This window comes from Raoultella sp. (assembly GCF_039594335.1).
Taxonomy (GTDB): Bacteria; Pseudomonadota; Gammaproteobacteria; order Enterobacterales; family Enterobacteriaceae; genus Klebsiella.
The window spans coordinates 1-15318 of the sequence record NZ_JBCNNS010000059.1; the positions used below are offsets into that span (position 1 = coordinate 1).

Sequence of the window (15318 nt, forward strand, 5' to 3'; positions counted from 1 at the left end):
CAAAACACCATTTTTCAGGGATTGCACATGACCAAAAAACTGCTCTCTTTACTGGTGCTGAGCGCACTCTCCGCCGCTGTCCATGCTGCTACACCGCCTTCCACCCTGGTTGTTGCTCAGGGTCTCGACGACATCGTCAGCCTCGACCCGGCAGAAGCCAATGAGCTTTCCAGCATTCAGACGGTACCGAGCCTCTATCAGCGCCTGGTTCAGCCAGATCGCAACAACCCTGAAAAAATCACCCCGATTCTGGCTGAAAGCTGGCAGGCCGACCCGGCGGCGAAAACGCTGACCATCAAGCTGAAGCCCGATGCCAAATTCGCCTCCGGTAATCCGCTGCGCCCGGAAGATATTATTTTCTCCTATACCCGCGCGGTGACGCTGAATAAGTCCCCCGCTTTTATCCTCAACGTCCTCGGCTGGGAGCCGGACAATATCGCCAGCCAGCTGAAAAAGGTCGATGCCCATACGCTGCAACTGCACTGGACCGCTGACGTCAGCCCGGCGGTAGCGCTGAACATCCTCTCCACGCCAATCGCCTCCATCGTTGATGAAAAGCTGGTGGCGCCGAACGTCAAAGACAACGATTTCGGTAACAGCTGGCTGAAAATGCACTCGGCAGGTAGCGGCGCGTTCAAAATGCGCGTCTATCAACCGCATCAGGCCATCGTGCTGGAAGCTAACGACAGCTCGCCTACCGGTGCACCGAAGCTGAAAAGCGTCATTATTAAAAACGTCCCCGATCCGGCCTCTCGCCGCCTGTTGATTCAACAGGGTGATGCTGACGTCGCCCGCGATCTCGGCGCCGATCAGATAGCCGCCCTGCAGGGCAAACCCGGCGTGAAGGTGCTGAGCATTCCCTCCGCCGAGCAGAACTACCTGGTGTTCAACACCGGCAACAGCGCTAACCCGCTGCTGAGTAACCCGGCCCTCTGGGAAGCGGCGCGCTGGCTGGTGGATTATGACGGCATCACCAAAGATCTGCTTAAGGGCCAGTATTTTGTGCATCAGAGCTTCCTGCCGGTCGGTCTGCCGGGCGCGCTGGACAATAATCCGTTCAAATTTGACCCGGCGAAAGCCAAAGCGATTCTCGCCAAAGCGGGAATTAAGGACGCGCACTTCACTCTTGACGTCGAGAACAAACCGCCATTCATCACCATCGCCCAGTCGATGCAGGCCAGCTTTGCCCAGGGCGGTGTAAAGATTGACCTGCTGCCGGCCGCGGGCAGCCAGGTGTATGCCCGCGTGCGCGCGAAGCAGCATCAGGCGGCCATTCGCCTGTGGATCCCGGACTACTTTGACGCCCACTCCAACGCCAGCGCCTTCGCATGGAATGATGGCAAATCCAGCACCGTCGCTGGTCTGAACGGCTGGCAGATCCCGCAGCTGAATAAAGAAACCCAGGCAGCGGTCGCCGAGGCGGATCCGGCAAAACGCCTCGATCTGTACAAAAAAATGCAGGAAGAGCTGCAGCGCAGTTCGCCGTATGTGTTTGTTGATCAGGGGAAAACTCAGATCGTGGTCCGCGATAACGTCAAAGGCTATCAGCAAGGCCTCAACGCCGATATGGTCTGGTACGATAACGTCACCAAGTAATTTTCCTTGTTGCCGGGTGGTGCTGCGCTTACCCGGCCTACGTTCTCGTTTTTTGTCGGCCGGGTAAGGCAAAGCCGTCACCCGGCATGAAGAGACTTCCCATGCCACATTTTTCCAGACGTGTGCTTCAGGGGCTGATTACCCTGCTCCTCACGCTCTTCGGGCTGTTGCTCGTCACGTTCGCGCTTTCCGCGTTTTCACCTGTCGATCGGGTGCTGCAAATCGTCGGCGATCATGCCAGCCAGTCAACCTACGATCAGGTTCGCCACCAGTTGGGGCTCGATCGCCCGCTGCCGGTCCAGTTCTGGCACTATCTGGTTAACCTTGCCCACGGCGACCTCGGCACGGCCAGTTCCACCGGCCAGCCGGTGCTGCACGACCTGCTCGCCACCTTTCCCGCCACCCTCGAACTGGCCACGCTGGCGCTGATCGTCGGGGCACTGTTCGGGGTAATTGCCGGTGTGCTGTGCGCCCGCTACGCCGGTTCCCCGTGGGATCTGGCGGTACGCACCTTGACCTTGATCGGCAACTCGGTTCCCATCTTTTGGCTTGGGCTACTGATGCTGGCACTGTTCTATGCCAAATTGCAGTGGACGCCCGGCCCCGGGCGACTGGACGATATCTATCAATATACCGTCGAAGCGCGAACCGGCTTCGTGCTGATTGATACCTGGCTCTCCGGCGATAAAGAGGCCTTCAAAAACGCCATCGGCCACCTGCTGCTGCCGGTGCTGCTGCTGGGATACTATTCACTGGCCAGCATCACCCGCCTGACGCGTTCCGCCTGCCTCAGCGAGATGAATAAAGAGTACATCCTGCTGGCACGCGCCAAAGGCGCCAGCGAAATGACGATTCTGCTGCGCCACGTGTTCCCCAATATTCGCGGCACGCTGCTGACGGTGATCGCCCTGGCCTGGACCTCAATGCTGGAAGGCGCGGTGCTGACGGAAACCGTCTTCTCCTGGCCTGGTATTGGCCGCTATCTGACCACCGCGCTGTTTGCCGGCGATACCACCGCGATCATGGGCGGTACCCTGCTGATTGGCGCCAGCTTTGTTTTCATTAATAACCTCACCGACCTGCTGGTACGGTTGACCGACCCGAGGGTACGCTGATGCCGGCTTATCTGTTTTTGCGTCGTCTGCGTCGCTCCCCCGCCGCCTTTTGCGGGCTGATCGTTATCGTGCTGCTCCTGCTGGTGGCGCTGTTCGCGCCGTGGCTGGCGCCGCTCGATCCCAACTGGCAGGATGCCGCGGCCCGCCTGCAAAGCCCCGACGCCCGGCACTGGCTCGGCACTGACAGCTATGGCCGCGACCTGCTCTCCCGCCTGATTTACGGCGCGCGTCCGGCGCTGGGACTGGTAGCGTTAGTCACCCTGATTACGCTCCCCGCCGGTCTGCTGGTGGGGATTCTTTCCGGTTATTACGGTGGCTGGCTGGAGCGCATTCTGATGCGTTTTACCGACGTGGTGATGTCAATGCCGCGCCTGATCCTCGCCTTTGCCTTTGTCGCCATGCTGGGGCCAGGGCTGGTTAATGGTGCGCTGGCGCTGGCGCTCACCACCTGGCCCGCCTACGCTCGCCAGGCGCGCAGCGAAATTCAACGCCTGCGCCACAGCGATTATCTGGCGGCGGCGGAGATGATGGGCATTCGCGGCTGGCGGCTGCTGAGTGGCCATATTTTGCCACTGTGCCTGCCTTCCGCCATCGTGCGCCTGGCGTTGGACTTAGCCGGCATCATTCTCGCCGCCGCCGGACTGGGCTTCCTCGGTCTGGGGGCGCGTCCGCCGATGGCGGAATGGGGCGCAATGATCGCTGACGGGATGCAGGTCATTTTCGATCAGTGGTGGATTGCCGCCGCGCCCGGGGCGGTGATCCTGATAGCCAGCCTGGCCTTTAACCTGCTGGGCGACGGCCTGCGCGATGTTCTGGAGCCGCAACATGACTGATACCCGACTCACCGTTCAAGGGCTATGCATCGACTACCCCTCTGCCCGGGTGGTGAATAACCTCAACTTCACGCTCGGCAACGAGCGGCTGGCGTTGGTGGGCGAATCCGGTTCTGGCAAATCGATGACCGCCCGCGCGTTGATGGGGCTGGTGCGTCGTCCGGGCGTGGTCAGCGCAGAAACGCTGAGCGTGCTGGGGCACGATCTTCTGACCCTCAACGCACGCCGCTGGCGCGCGCTGCGCGGCAACGATATTGCCATGGTATTGCAGGATCCGCGCTATGCGCTGAATCCGGTGCAGAACATTCAGACACAGCTGGAAGAAGCATTAACGCTGCATCAGCGCCTGAGCCGCCGTGCGCGGCTGGAGGCGGTGAAAGCCGCGGTTGCCGCCGTCGGCCTCGATTTACCCGTGCTCAGCCGCTACCCCGGCGAACTCTCCGGCGGGATGGGGCAACGGGTGATGATCGCCATCGCGCTGTTGAATAATCCAAAAGTGCTGATTGCCGACGAACCGACCTCGGCGCTCGATTCCCGCCTGCGCAATCAGATCCTCGAACTGCTGGTGGAACAGTGCGAGCAGCGGCAAATGGCGATGCTGCTGATTAGCCACGATCTGCCGCTGGTGGCGGAGCATTGCCAGCGGGTACTGGTGATGTATCAGGGTGCACAGGTCGATGAGATGCCCGCCCGTGCACTGCCTCAGGCGACACATCCCTACACCCGCACGCTGTGGACCTGCCGTCCCGATGCAAGTACTTACGGTCAGATGCTGCCCACTCTCGACAGAACACAGGACTTTACGGAGGCGGCACATGGCAGTCGTTAATCTCGACGCATTGCAGGTCATTTTTGCGGAAAAAACGGCGGTTTCCGCCGCCAGCTTCAGCGTTGAAGCCGGGGAAACCTTCAGTCTGATCGGCGCTTCCGGCTGCGGAAAATCGACGATTCTGCGGGTTCTCGCCGGGCTACAGCGCGAGTGGCGCGGCGGCGTTCAGCTGTTCGGCAAAGCGATAGCCCCCGGAGTTCGTTTTCAGGGAGAGTTGCGCCGCAACGTGCAGATGGTATTTCAGGATCCCTACGCGTCTTTACACCCCAACCATACGCTGTGGCGTACCCTGGCCGAGCCGCTGAAAATCCACGGCCTCGACGCCATCCGGCAGCGGGTCGAAACCGCGCTGGAACAAGTGGGGCTACCCACCGACGCCGCGCATCGTTATCCGCATCAGCTTTCCGGCGGCCAGCGCCAGCGCGTGGCAATCGCGCGCGCGCTGCTGCTGCGCCCGCAGATCCTGCTGTTAGATGAGCCCACCTCGGCGCTGGATATGTCGGTACAGGCGGAAATTCTCAATCTGTTGAATCGGTTGAAGCAGGAGCACGGCATGACTTATCTGCTGGTCAGCCATGATGCCGATGTGATTGCGCATATGTCGGATCGGGCGGCATTTATGGCCGAAGGGGTCATTCAGCGCTTCTTCGACCGTGATGCGCTGATGCAGGGCCAACACCGGATGGCGTGATAGCTCGCCATGCGGGAATATCCCCGGTCGCACGACGCTTACCGGGGCTACGAGATTGTGCGGTCGGGTAGCCCGGATAAGGCGCTGGCGCCGTCATCCGGGAATAACGTTGGCTTATTTCGCCAGGTGAGTAAAGCGGGCGAATACGCTGTCAAAAATCGCCAGTCCTTTGGCAATCTGCTCAGCGCTGATGGTGCACGGCGGCACCACGTGAATGCGGTTTTCCACCACAAAGGCCAACAAACCCGCTTCGGTTAACGCCCCTTTAATCGCTGCCATATCTGCAGCGGTTAACGGCGTTTTGCCTTCACGGTCGCTCACCAACTCCAGTGCCTGAAACAGGCCACGGCCGCGAACATGACCGATGATAGCGTGCTTTTCTGCCAGCGCTTCCAGTCCCGGACGCAAGACGTGATTCCCCATCTGCGCCGCATTTTCAACGATGTTTTCCTCCTTCATGGCATCGATCGTCGCCACAATTGCCGCCATCGCCAGCGGATGGCCGGAATACGTCAATCCGCCGGCAAAGAAGTGGTCGTCAAAATAGCGGGCAATCGGGTCGCTAATCAGCACGCCCCCCGCTGGCACGTAACCGGCGTTAACCCCTTTGGCAAAGGTCACCAGATCCGGCACCACGCCATCTTGTTCGAAGGCAAACCAGCTGCCGGTACGGCCAAACCCGGCCATCACCTCATCAAGGATAAGCACGATCCCAAATTCATCGGCCAACGCCCGCACGCCCTGCATATAGCCATCAGGCGGCACCAGAATGCCCGCGGTACCGGGGATCGACTCCAGCAAAATCGCGGCTATGGCGCCAGGGCCTTCGCACTCAATGATGCGGCGCAGATGTGCCAGCGCGCGCTGGCACTCTTCCTCTTCCGTCGTGGCGTTAAACTCGCTGCGATAGAGGTACGGGTTAAAGAAGTGCACGTGACCGCGCGAATATTCATTCGGCACGCGACGCCAGTCGCCGGTGGCGGCGATGGCGCTGCCGGTATTACCGTGGTACGAGCGATAGGCCGACAGCACTTTATCGCGCCCGGTGTACAGCCGCGCCATGCGAATGGCGTTCTCGTTAGCATCGGCCCCAGCATTGGTAAAGAACACTTTGCTAAAGCCTTCCGGCGCCAGCTCGACAATGCGTTTCGCCGCTTCGCCACGCGCGAGGTTGGCGGTGGCGGGCGCGATGGTCACCAGCTCTTCCAACTGCGCTTTCATCGCCGCCAGCACACGCGGGTGCTGATAGCCGATATTGACGTTCACCAACTGACTGCTGAAATCAAGGTAGGTTTTGCCTTCGTAATCCCACAGTTCACAGCCTTTGGCCCCGGCGATCACCAGCGGATTTAAATTGCCCTGCATCGACCATGAATGAAACACATAAGCGCGATCCAGCTGCCGAACTTCATCATTACTTATCGCTACATCGTTCTGTATTGCCAGCTTCATACCCTGCCCTCTCTCATGTCGTTGTTGTTGGCACCATCATTGGCTGTTCAGGGGAGAAACGGATAGAGCCAGTAAGACGAAAACGATGTGACACCGTGTCACATCGCCGCACGCCGACTGGCCCTGTGCCCACGCGCGTAGGGTTTCTATAGTAGGAGTGACAACCTGCACAGGAGAATGAAATGACAACGAGCAAAGTGGTGTTTATTACTGGGGCGACCTCAGGTTTTGGGGAAGCGGCAGCGCAGGTCTTCGCCGATGCGGGCTGGTCGCTGGTACTGAGTGGACGCCGATTTGAGCGGCTGAAAAAGTTAAAGGATAAGCTCGCCTCGCAGGTACCCGTGCATATTATCGAGCTCGACGTGCGCGACAGCGATGCGGTCGCCGCGGCCATCGCGGCGCTGCCTGCTGAATTCGCCGATATCAAGACGCTGATTAACAACGCCGGGCTGGCACTGGCGCCGCAGCCGGCGCAGAAGGTCGACCTGCAGGACTGGAAAACGATGATCGATACCAACGTGACCGGTCTGGTTAACGTTACCCATGCGCTGCTGCCAACGCTGATTCAGCACGGTGCTGGCGCCAGCATAATCAATATCGGCTCCATTGCCGGTCAGTGGCCCTATCCGGGCAGCCACGTTTACGGGGCCAGCAAAGCGTTTGTGAAGCAGTTCAGCTATAACCTGCGCTGCGATTTACTCGGTACCGGGGTGCGGGTGACCGATCTGGCGCCGGGCATTGCCGAGACCGAATTTACTCTCGTGCGTACCAAAGGCGACCAGGCGGCGTCCGATAATCTGTATCGCGGTACCACACCACTGAGCGCCCTGGACATTGCCGAACAGATGTTTTACATCGCCACCCTGCCGGATCATATGAATATCAACCGCGTAGAAGTGATGCCGGTACGCCAGGCCTGGCAGCCGTTCGCAATCGACCGGGATTGAAGTTTTAGTTGCCCGGACAGGCGCGTCAAGCGTCGCCTCCGGGACGGTGTTCAGGGGTTCAGTTCATCGTCATAGCGCAGAACAGAGATTACCGTTACACGTTAACGGGTAAAGAGGGAGAACACGGTCTCCCCCTTTACCATCCCCGCGGTCCCACAAAGAAATCGGTGCTGCGCACTGCGCTCACCTCGCGGTCATCAGCCTGCGGTCGGCTCAACTCAACGCTACTCGTCCCATACCAGAGACTCGCCCCTGCGAGGCAAGCGCCAGCGCTGTTCAAAATTGCTCCGGGCCATTTTGTCGTGTCTCAATTCGCCTCTGTCCGCCCCCCGAGTCGCCGATTTCAGCGGGTGCCAGGGCATCGCTGCATATCTCGTGGTTTCAGGGACATATCAACAGCTGACTAAACTGCTCTCCGGAGTCAGCGCTTGACGGGCAAGCCCGGGATACCAAACCCGCGTGCCTCCAAATACCTTGCCCGCCCCCCCGGGTCACGGCGCAATGCGCCTTACCCAGGCGACAAAATCGACAAACCTGCAGATGATGCCGATCCGTAGCCCCGGTCAGCGCAGCGCGACCGGGGAGATCGACCACAGATGCCCCTTATTACCGGCTGCTCTGCAAAAACTGTCTGACGCGTTCGGAATCCGGGTTGGTGAAAAATTTCTCCGGCGGAGCTTTCTCAATCAACAGCCCTTTTTCGAGAAATACCACTTCATCCGATACCTGGCGGGCAAAGTCCATCTCATGAGTCACCACCACCATAGTGTAACCCTCCGCCGCCAGCGCCTTCATCACCCCCAACACTTCGTTGACCAGTTCGGGATCCAGCGCCGATGTCGGTTCGTCAAACAAAATCACCTCCGGCGACATCGCCAGCGAACGGGCGATCGCTACCCGCTGCTTCTGCCCGCCGGAGAGGGTAATCGGCCAGGCGTCGGCTTTGTGCGCCATCCCGACTTTTTCCAGCTGCTGCAAGGCTATCGCATGCGCTTCATCGCGTTTCATCCCTTTGACGTGGAGCAACGCTTCGCTGACGTTCTGCTGCACGGTCAGGTGCGGCCACAGGTTAAAACTCTGGAACACCATCCCCACCCGCTCACGAATCTTCGACAGCTGACGGTGAGACATGACTTTGCCACTCTGTTCATCAATCCCCAGCCGTTGGCCACCGATATGAATCTCCCCGCGGTCCGGCTGTTCCAACCAGTTCATGCAGCGCAGCAGCGTCGATTTACCGGAACCTGACGACCCCAGGATACTGACCACCGATCCCTTTTCAACAGTCAGATTGATGTCACGCAGAACTTCAATATTATCAAATTGTTTGGAGACGTTTTTAATGCTTACTGCAGTGGTATCAGGCATGACTCATTCCTCTTCTGGCTCCACGGGCGCTCAGTCGCTTAATCAGCAACTCCAGCAAAATGCTGATCGCCCAGTAGAGTGCAATCGCGACGATAAAAGCGTTAAACGGGATAAACCAGGTCGCCTGCACGCTGTTGGCCGCGGCGGTAATTTCCTGAACGGTGATAATGCTGAGAAAAGCGGTATCCTTCAGGCAAATAATCAGCTGGTTGCCGAACAGCGGCAGCGCCGATGAGACAATATTCGGCAAAATAATCCGCCGGTATGTCTTGTAACGTGAAAAGCCCTGCGCCACTGCGGCCTCAATATATCCGGCGGAGAAAACCCGGCGCTGGCTGCGCAGGATTTCAAAGAAATAGGCACCGTGGTAAATCATCAACGCCACCAGACCTGCGGTCCAGGCGTCCATACTGATCCCCACTTCCGGCAGGCCGTAATAGAGCAGATAGGCGAGGATTAAGAACGGAATCGCGCGCATCAGGCTGACAAAAGCGATAATCACGCGGTTAAGCCAGCGCTTTTGATATTCAGTGAAATAGCACAACACAATACCAATCGCTAACCCCACAACGGCGGCCAGAATGAAGAGCTCAAGGGTGGCGATCAGGCCGGAAATAAAGCTGTCGCGCGCTGACCAGATAATGGCCCACTGATTCATAGATCCTCCTGTTGTTATCGTGCCAGGCGTTTTGCTTTACGTTCCGCCAGTCCCTGTAGCTTCAGCAACATGCCGATGATCACGACGTAAAGCAGACCCGCCGCGAGAATCGGCGACAGGGGTTCATAGGTGACGGATGAGATGCGGTTAGTCACGCGGGTCAAATCGACCACGCCGATCACCGCAATCGCCGGGCTGCCTTTAATCAGGAAAGACATTTCGTTCACCAGCGCGGGCAGGCTTTCAATCCACATTTGCGGCAGCATGATGTAGCGAAAATAGGTCCAGCGGCGCATGCCCACGGATTCTGCCGCCTCGCGCTGCTCACGCGGGAAGGTGCGGAACGCATTGCGCCAGATTTCGGCGTTAAAAGCCGAGGTATTGAGGGTCAGCGCTACGATTGCCGCCACGTTTTTATCAAGATTTATCCCCACAGTTGGCAGGGAGAGAAACAGAAACAGCACCAGCGTCACCAGCGGCGTGGCGCGCGCCAGGCTGATATAGACCACCAGCAACTGGTCAATAATCGGGATACGCAACATCCGCACCAGAGCGATCAGCAGGCCAATCACCACCCCAAAAGCGATGGCGATGGCCGAAATCCAGAGGGTCGTCCATGCGCCTTCAATCAATAACTGCCAGGAAATTGCATCCATATGGCTCTCCTTTGGATGAAAAACGCGGCGGTAACCCGCCGCAAAATGTTACAAACCAGCCAGTTTATGGAACTGCTCTGGACTGGTAATCGCTTCTGTCGGGAGGTTATCGTAGGTTTCGCCAAACCATTTTTTCTGCAGCTCGGCAAGCTTGCCGGTTTCACGCATATGGTTGATAAATTTGGTCATGTAGGCCAAAAGCTGCGGCGAGTTTTTCGGAATCGGCCAGGCCATATAGCCCGGGCCGGACACCGCCAGTCCTTTGGCAAAGACCTTAGGTTTGGCTTTCGCCAGGTCGTTGACTGAAATCACCACGTTAATCACATAATCGAGGCGCTTATTGGCAAGGTCGGCGTAGGCTTCCGGGTAGGAGGGATACTCCACTACCGGCCCGAGCTTGCCGCCGGTTTTTTCCAGCATCGCTTTCAGCTCAGGCAGTCGCGCCAGCAGCGCACTGCCCGCCTGCAGGCCCACTTTTTTGCCGCTCAAATCGGCGATAGTGTTGAGAGAGTTATCGCCGGCGCGCTTGACAAAATAGTGCTGGGCCGAGGCCCACGGCGGCGTGAAATCAAACACCTTAAGCCGATCGTCGGTAATCACCGCGCCGGTTAACGCCATATCGTACTGACCGGTGGAAACCGCCGCTAACAGGCCGGTCCACGGCAGGATGCTCTGGTCGACGTGGAATTTCGCATACTTACGTAGCTCCTCCAGCATATCTTTGTTAAAGCCATCGGCCTTGCCGTTACTCATAAAGTTAAACGGCGCGTAATCATCTTCGGTCGCGACTTTCAAGGTGCCGGACTTTTCAATTTCCGGGAGATCTGCTGCTACTGCGTGATAAGAGAAAGCCATTGCCATAACGGCGCCCAGACACATTGAACCCAATGATTTTTTCATCAATCCACCCTAATTAATTCGCCAGACGTGTTCATTCCCGAACATGAAAAGGTTTTGCAAAATTTGTGCCGACGGAAGTTCCGGTCCGCGACTGATGAATGCGTTTTTACTGTAGGGAGCGTTTTTGTTTTCCGGATAGAGCCAGTTTTGCTGCGTCTGTGTGTCAGACTTTTTCAGGGTGGTATGGAATTTGCTGCAATGTAGACAGAGTATTCACGTAAGGAGCCCCCGCATGATCCGTCACCTTTTGCACGTCGAGTTCGACCAACGTCGCGGTTTACAGGAACAGGTGCGGGAGACGTTGGTAAATGCCATTCTGAGCGGTTTTTTTTCCGCCGACACGCCGCTGCCCTCCTGCCGTCAGTTGGCCAGCCAGTTGCGGGTATCGCGTAATACCACGGCGCTGGTTTTTGAGAGTCTGGTCAGCGAAGGGTATCTCATCAGCCGCCCGCGTAGCGGATACTATCTGCATCCCGACTATCAACATTCCGCCGAGACGGTTGCCGTGCAGGGTGCACCGGATGGCGAGCGCGCTGCACCACGCTGGGGCACGCGGCTGCAAATCACCCCCAGCCAGCAGGAGTCGATTCTGAAACCCGCTGGCTGGATGAACTATCGCTATCCGTTTATCTACGGCCAGCCGGATACCCGCCAGTTCCCGATGACCACGTGGCGTTCGGCGGCCAACTGGCTGCACGGCGGCGTACGCGATCCGGCCTGGGTCGTCGATCACATCGACCAGGATGTGCCGATGCTGATTGAGCAGATCCGCACCCGGGTGCTGCCCAAGCGCGGCATCGTCGCCGCAGCGGATGAGATCCTGATTACGCTCGGCTCGCAAAACGCGCTCTACCTGCTCACCCGCCTGCTGATGTCGTCAAAGACCCGGATCGGTGTGGAGAACCCCTGCTTCCGCGAGGCGATTAATACCTTCCTGCTGGCGGACGCCGACATCGTGCCGCACCCGGTGGACGAAGAAGGGATCGTGCTCGACGATGCCCCCTGCGATTACTACTACGTCACCCCCGGCCACCAGGTGCCGACAGGGGTAGCAATGAGCCAGGCGCGGCGCAGCCAACTGCTTGAACATGCGGCTCGTCACGATGCGGTGATCGTTGAAGATGATTACGACTCGGAAAGTAACTTTATGCTCAACCCGCTACCGGCGCTGAAAGCCAGCGATCGTAGCGGGCGGGTGATTTACGTCAGCAGCCTGTCGAAGGCGCTGTCTCCCGGTCTGCGACTGGGATTTATGGTGGCCGACCCGGACCTGATTGATGAAGCCCGCGCGCTGCGGCGGCTGATGTACCGCCATCCCCCCACCAATATTCAATATCAGATGGCCCATTTTCTCGCCCAGGGGCACTATGAAACCCATCTGCGCCGCTACCACTATGACTCCGCCCAGCGCTGGGAGCGGCTGAATAATGCGCTGCATCACTACCTGCCGGAGTGTCGGATTATTCCCGGGAGCGAACATGCTAATGCCTTCTGGCTGTCGACACCAACGCAGATCAATACCCAGCAACTGACCTGGCGCGCCGCTCATGCCGGAGTACTGATTGAACCCGGCGCGCGTCATTTCCTCAACGCCAACCCGCCGGAAAACTTTTTCCGCATGGGCTTTCACGCCATCAATCCCGATGCGATTGCGCCCGGCGTCGAGGTGCTGTGCCACCAGTTGGGGCAACTGGGATAAACGAAGTCTGTCATCGCCATCGCGCGTATGCTCAGCGCTTACACCGCCGCGCATCTTGCAGCCCGTAGCCCGGCTAAGCGTAGCGCCAGCCGGGGGAATCCCGGCTCCCGGTTACACCACCTGCGCGTATTGCAGCATCACCTGCAACAGCACGTTTGCGCCGGCAGCAACATGTCCGGGAGAAGCGTACTCGATTTCGTTATGGCTAATCCCGTCTTTGCAGGGGATAAAGATCATCCCCGTCGGCGCCAGATAGCTCATATATACCGCATCGTGCCCGGCACCGGATACTATCTTCCGCGCCGGATAGCCCAACCGCGCCGCGGCATCAGCAATGGCCTGCTGGCAATCCGGATGGAACGCCGCCGCCGGGTAATGGCTGACCTCTTGCAACGTCACCGCCAGGCCACTCTCCTGCTGCACCTGCACGATAAAAGCCCGCAACTGGCGGTCCATCTCATCGACCGCCGTATCGCTGATATTGCGCATATCGATGGAGAAGGTGACCTCGCCCGGTACGACGTTGCGACTGTTGGGATAGACCTGCACCATCCCCACCGTGCCGCGCCCCTCTTCACTATGTCCGGCAATCGCTACCACTTCCTGCATAATCCGTGTCGCCGCCTGCAAGGCATCCTGACGCAGACGCATCGGCGTTGGCCCGGCATGAGACTCCTGCCCCGTCACCACGCAATCGTACCAACGGATCCCCAGCACGCCCTGCACTACACCGATGATTTTCTCCTCATCTTCAAGGATCGGTCCCTGCTCAATATGGGCTTCAAAGTAGGCACCTATCGGATGATCGCCGGGAGTCTGGCTACCGATATAGCCGATACGCTCCAGCTCCTCCCCCACCGTTTTGCCCTGCGCATCCTGCGCGGCATAGATTGTTTCCAGCGGGAATACACCGGCAAAAACGCCGGACCCCATCATCACCGGCACAAAACGCGAACCTTCTTCATTGGTCCAGAACACCACTTCAATCGGCGCTTCGGTTTCAATATCGAGATCGTTCAGGGTACGCACGACCTCCAGCGCCGCCAGCACACCGTAGTTGCCATCAAATTTCCCGCCGGTAGGCTGAGTATCAATATGGCTTCCGGAGACAATCGGCGGCAGCAGCGGATTGCGCCCTTCCCGACGCATAAACACGTTACCGATTTTATCGACGGTGACGCTCATCCCCGCCGTCTGCGCCCAGCCGATGACTAAATCCCGACCCTGCCGGTCGAGCTCGGTGAGCGTCAGGCGACAGCAGCCGCCTTTCGGCGTCGCGCCAATTTCCGCCAGCGCCATCAATGAATCCCATAACCGTTCACCGTTAATACGCCAACCCGTCGTCTCTGCAACCGGGGTAAAAATAACCTCACTGCTCATCTTTATCTCCTTGCGCGAATGCAACGGCCAGCTCTACCAGCAGGCGATCGCTGTCGCGCGGCCCTAAAAAAGAGATGCCCAGCGGCAGACCACCGCTCTTAGCGACCGGCAGCGTCACCTGCGGGCGTCGGGTCATCACCGAAATCAACAACAAATCGTGGGAAAGACGCCGGGTGGTCTCAATCTCCTCGGCCTGCGCCGTCAGCAGCGGCGCACCGTCTGGCACGGTGGGCAAAACCAGTATCGCGTCGCCCAACTGCGCATCCCACCAGCGGGTAAAGTGCTCCCGCCGCTGGCGGGCGGCCTCATACTGCGCCGGCGTCACGGCTTTTCCCCATAAGAAACGCTCGCGTACATCCGGCCCCAGCTGCAGACCATAGCGTTGTATCGTCTCTCCCTGCGCCTGCCAGGCCTCGAATCCCTGAATCTGCCGAAAAGCGAGATAGATCTCGTCGATGTCCGGTAGCGGTGCGTTCAGCGGCGTCATAGCGCCAAAAAAGCGTTCAAGCCGCTGCCGGACGGGCAACAATGCCTGCTGGCTACGCAATGGCAGGCAGGAAAAAAGAGCCTCATGGCACGCCAGCGCCACGTCGGCAATCGCCGGAGGTTTTGCACCCAGCAGGCAATCAGCGACCGCCTGAAAGACCTCCGGCGTTTGGGCGAAGAAACCGCAGGTGTCCATCGTGGCGCACAGCGGCTGGCAGCCGTCGAGCGAAATGCGTCCGTGCGTCGGGCGCAGGCCAAACAAGCCGCAGTAGCTTGCCGGAGTGCGCACCGAACCGCCGGTATCGGTGCCCAGCGCAAAATCGCACACGCCGTTCGACACCGCCGACGCCGACCCGGATGACGATCCGCCGGGAATATGGTTCGCCGCGGCGCCATTGCGTGGCGTTCCGTAGTGCATATTGTGGCCGCTCATTGAGTAGGCCAGTTCGCTGGTGTGGGTTTTACCGATAAAACGCGCACCGTTATCCAGCAGAGTCTGCACCACCGGGGCGGTACGGCGTTTTATGCCGGAGAGCGCCAGCAAATGCGGATTGCCGCCGCCGGTGGGATAGCCCGCAACATCAAACAGATCTTTGACGGCAAAGGTCATCCCGCTGAGCGGCCCGCTCAGCGCGTGGGGTACCGGATGCGGCGGGTAAGGCATAAATGCGTCATTATCATCCTGCACAGGTATCACCTCCTTTAATT

14 protein-coding genes are annotated in these 15318 nt (G+C 58.8%); 7 read left to right on the top strand and 7 right to left on the bottom strand.

Annotated elements, in window-relative coordinates; all coding sequences use genetic code 11:
- The first annotated feature begins 27 nt into the window (after window positions 1–27).
- The 5 genes from ACZAHD_RS12280 to ACZAHD_RS12300 all read left to right on the top strand — a co-directional run bounded on the left by ACZAHD_RS12280 (window position 28) and on the right by ACZAHD_RS12300 (window position 5064).
- Window positions 28–1596: an ABC transporter substrate-binding protein gene (locus tag ACZAHD_RS12280; protein WP_462457042.1), complete on the top strand. Its 1569-nt coding sequence runs from the start codon at window positions 28–30 to the stop codon at window positions 1594–1596.
- 101 nt (window positions 1597–1697) lie between these two features.
- Entirely contained in the window at window positions 1698–2711 is a 1014-nt protein-coding gene (locus tag ACZAHD_RS12285; RefSeq protein ID WP_462457022.1) for an ABC transporter permease, read from the top strand.
- Window positions 2711–3544, top strand: coding sequence for an ABC transporter permease (locus tag ACZAHD_RS12290; protein WP_462457023.1), 834 nt, complete (start codon window positions 2711–2713; stop codon window positions 3542–3544). Before ACZAHD_RS12285 ends, ACZAHD_RS12290 begins: the two co-directional genes overlap by 1 nt.
- A complete protein-coding gene (locus tag ACZAHD_RS12295; protein ID WP_462457024.1) occupies window positions 3537–4373 on the top strand; it encodes an ABC transporter ATP-binding protein in 837 nt (278 codons plus the stop codon). Before ACZAHD_RS12290 ends, ACZAHD_RS12295 begins: the two co-directional genes overlap by 8 nt.
- The gene (locus tag ACZAHD_RS12300) at window positions 4360–5064 is read left to right on the top strand and encodes an ABC transporter ATP-binding protein (RefSeq protein ID WP_462457025.1); all 705 of its coding nucleotides are present in this window, start codon (window positions 4360–4362) and stop codon (window positions 5062–5064) included. Before ACZAHD_RS12295 ends, ACZAHD_RS12300 begins: the two co-directional genes overlap by 14 nt.
- A 114-nt stretch (window positions 5065–5178) precedes the next feature.
- Here ACZAHD_RS12300 and ACZAHD_RS12305 read toward each other — a convergent pair whose 3' ends face one another.
- Window positions 5179–6516, bottom strand: a complete 1338-nt coding sequence (locus ACZAHD_RS12305; RefSeq protein WP_462457026.1) for an aminotransferase class III-fold pyridoxal phosphate-dependent enzyme — start codon at window positions 6514–6516, stop codon at window positions 5179–5181.
- Between the two features lie 182 nt (window positions 6517–6698).
- On the opposite strand from ACZAHD_RS12305, the gene ACZAHD_RS12310 reads away from it, so the two are divergent.
- On the top strand, window positions 6699–7463 hold the full coding sequence (locus ACZAHD_RS12310; protein ID WP_462457027.1) for an SDR family NAD(P)-dependent oxidoreductase: 765 nt from the start codon (window positions 6699–6701) through the stop codon (window positions 7461–7463).
- Window positions 7464–8069: 606 nt separating this feature from the next.
- On the opposite strand, the gene ACZAHD_RS12315 is transcribed toward ACZAHD_RS12310, so the two are convergent.
- The 4 genes from ACZAHD_RS12315 to ACZAHD_RS12330 are packed head-to-tail and all read right to left on the bottom strand — an operon-like array spanning window position 8070 to window position 11045.
- On the bottom strand, window positions 8070–8831 hold the full coding sequence (locus tag ACZAHD_RS12315) for an amino acid ABC transporter ATP-binding protein (protein WP_462457028.1): 762 nt from the start codon (window positions 8829–8831) through the stop codon (window positions 8070–8072).
- A complete protein-coding gene (locus tag ACZAHD_RS12320) occupies window positions 8824–9489 on the bottom strand; it encodes an amino acid ABC transporter permease (protein WP_462457029.1) in 666 nt (221 codons plus the stop codon). The genes ACZAHD_RS12315 and ACZAHD_RS12320 overlap by 8 nt, the downstream gene beginning before the upstream one ends.
- Window positions 9490–9503: 14 nt before the next feature.
- Window positions 9504–10145: an amino acid ABC transporter permease gene (locus ACZAHD_RS12325; RefSeq protein ID WP_462457030.1), complete on the bottom strand. Its 642-nt coding sequence runs from the start codon at window positions 10143–10145 to the stop codon at window positions 9504–9506.
- Window positions 10146–10193: 48 nt separating this feature from the next.
- Complete coding sequence (locus ACZAHD_RS12330) at window positions 10194–11045, bottom strand: transporter substrate-binding domain-containing protein (RefSeq protein ID WP_462457031.1); 852 nt, start codon at window positions 11043–11045, stop codon at window positions 10194–10196.
- 232 nt (window positions 11046–11277) lie between these two features.
- Here ACZAHD_RS12330 and pdxR point away from each other — a divergent pair, with 232 nt between their 5' ends.
- A complete protein-coding gene (pdxR, locus tag ACZAHD_RS12335; RefSeq protein ID WP_462457032.1) occupies window positions 11278–12744 on the top strand; it encodes a MocR-like pyridoxine biosynthesis transcription factor PdxR in 1467 nt (488 codons plus the stop codon).
- Between the two features lie 111 nt (window positions 12745–12855).
- On the opposite strand, the gene ACZAHD_RS12340 is transcribed toward pdxR, so the two are convergent.
- Both ACZAHD_RS12340 and ACZAHD_RS12345 read right to left on the bottom strand, forming a co-directional pair.
- Complete coding sequence (locus ACZAHD_RS12340) at window positions 12856–14124, bottom strand: Zn-dependent hydrolase (protein WP_462457033.1); 1269 nt, start codon at window positions 14122–14124, stop codon at window positions 12856–12858.
- On the bottom strand, window positions 14114–15298 hold the full coding sequence (locus ACZAHD_RS12345) for an amidase (protein ID WP_462457034.1): 1185 nt from the start codon (window positions 15296–15298) through the stop codon (window positions 14114–14116). The genes ACZAHD_RS12340 and ACZAHD_RS12345 overlap by 11 nt, the downstream gene beginning before the upstream one ends.
- Between the last annotated feature and the right edge of the window lie 20 nt (window positions 15299–15318).

Excerpts from the sequence above, each read along its gene's own strand:
- ACZAHD_RS12315 (WP_462457028.1), bottom strand. The coding sequence starts at position 8,831 with ATGCCTGATACCACTGCAGTAAGCATTAAAAACGTCTCCAAACAATTT.
- ACZAHD_RS12310 (WP_462457027.1), top strand. The coding sequence starts at position 6,699 with ATGACAACGAGCAAAGTGGTGTTTATTACTGGGGCGACCTCAGGTTTT.
- pdxR (WP_462457032.1), top strand. The coding sequence starts at position 11,278 with ATGATCCGTCACCTTTTGCACGTCGAGTTCGACCAACGTCGCGGTTTA.
- ACZAHD_RS12320 (WP_462457029.1), bottom strand. The coding sequence starts at position 9,489 with ATGAATCAGTGGGCCATTATCTGGTCAGCGCGCGACAGCTTTATTTCC.
- ACZAHD_RS12300 (WP_462457025.1), top strand. The coding sequence starts at position 4,360 with ATGGCAGTCGTTAATCTCGACGCATTGCAGGTCATTTTTGCGGAAAAA.
- ACZAHD_RS12295 (WP_462457024.1), top strand. The coding sequence starts at position 3,537 with ATGACTGATACCCGACTCACCGTTCAAGGGCTATGCATCGACTACCCC.
- ACZAHD_RS12285 (WP_462457022.1), top strand. The coding sequence starts at position 1,698 with ATGCCACATTTTTCCAGACGTGTGCTTCAGGGGCTGATTACCCTGCTC.
- ACZAHD_RS12340 (WP_462457033.1), bottom strand. The coding sequence starts at position 14,124 with ATGAGCAGTGAGGTTATTTTTACCCCGGTTGCAGAGACGACGGGTTGG.
- ACZAHD_RS12280 (WP_462457042.1), top strand. The coding sequence starts at position 28 with ATGACCAAAAAACTGCTCTCTTTACTGGTGCTGAGCGCACTCTCCGCC.
- ACZAHD_RS12330 (WP_462457031.1), bottom strand. The coding sequence starts at position 11,045 with ATGAAAAAATCATTGGGTTCAATGTGTCTGGGCGCCGTTATGGCAATG.
- ACZAHD_RS12290 (WP_462457023.1), top strand. The coding sequence starts at position 2,711 with ATGCCGGCTTATCTGTTTTTGCGTCGTCTGCGTCGCTCCCCCGCCGCC.
- ACZAHD_RS12305 (WP_462457026.1), bottom strand. The coding sequence starts at position 6,516 with ATGAAGCTGGCAATACAGAACGATGTAGCGATAAGTAATGATGAAGTT.
- ACZAHD_RS12325 (WP_462457030.1), bottom strand. The coding sequence starts at position 10,145 with ATGGATGCAATTTCCTGGCAGTTATTGATTGAAGGCGCATGGACGACC.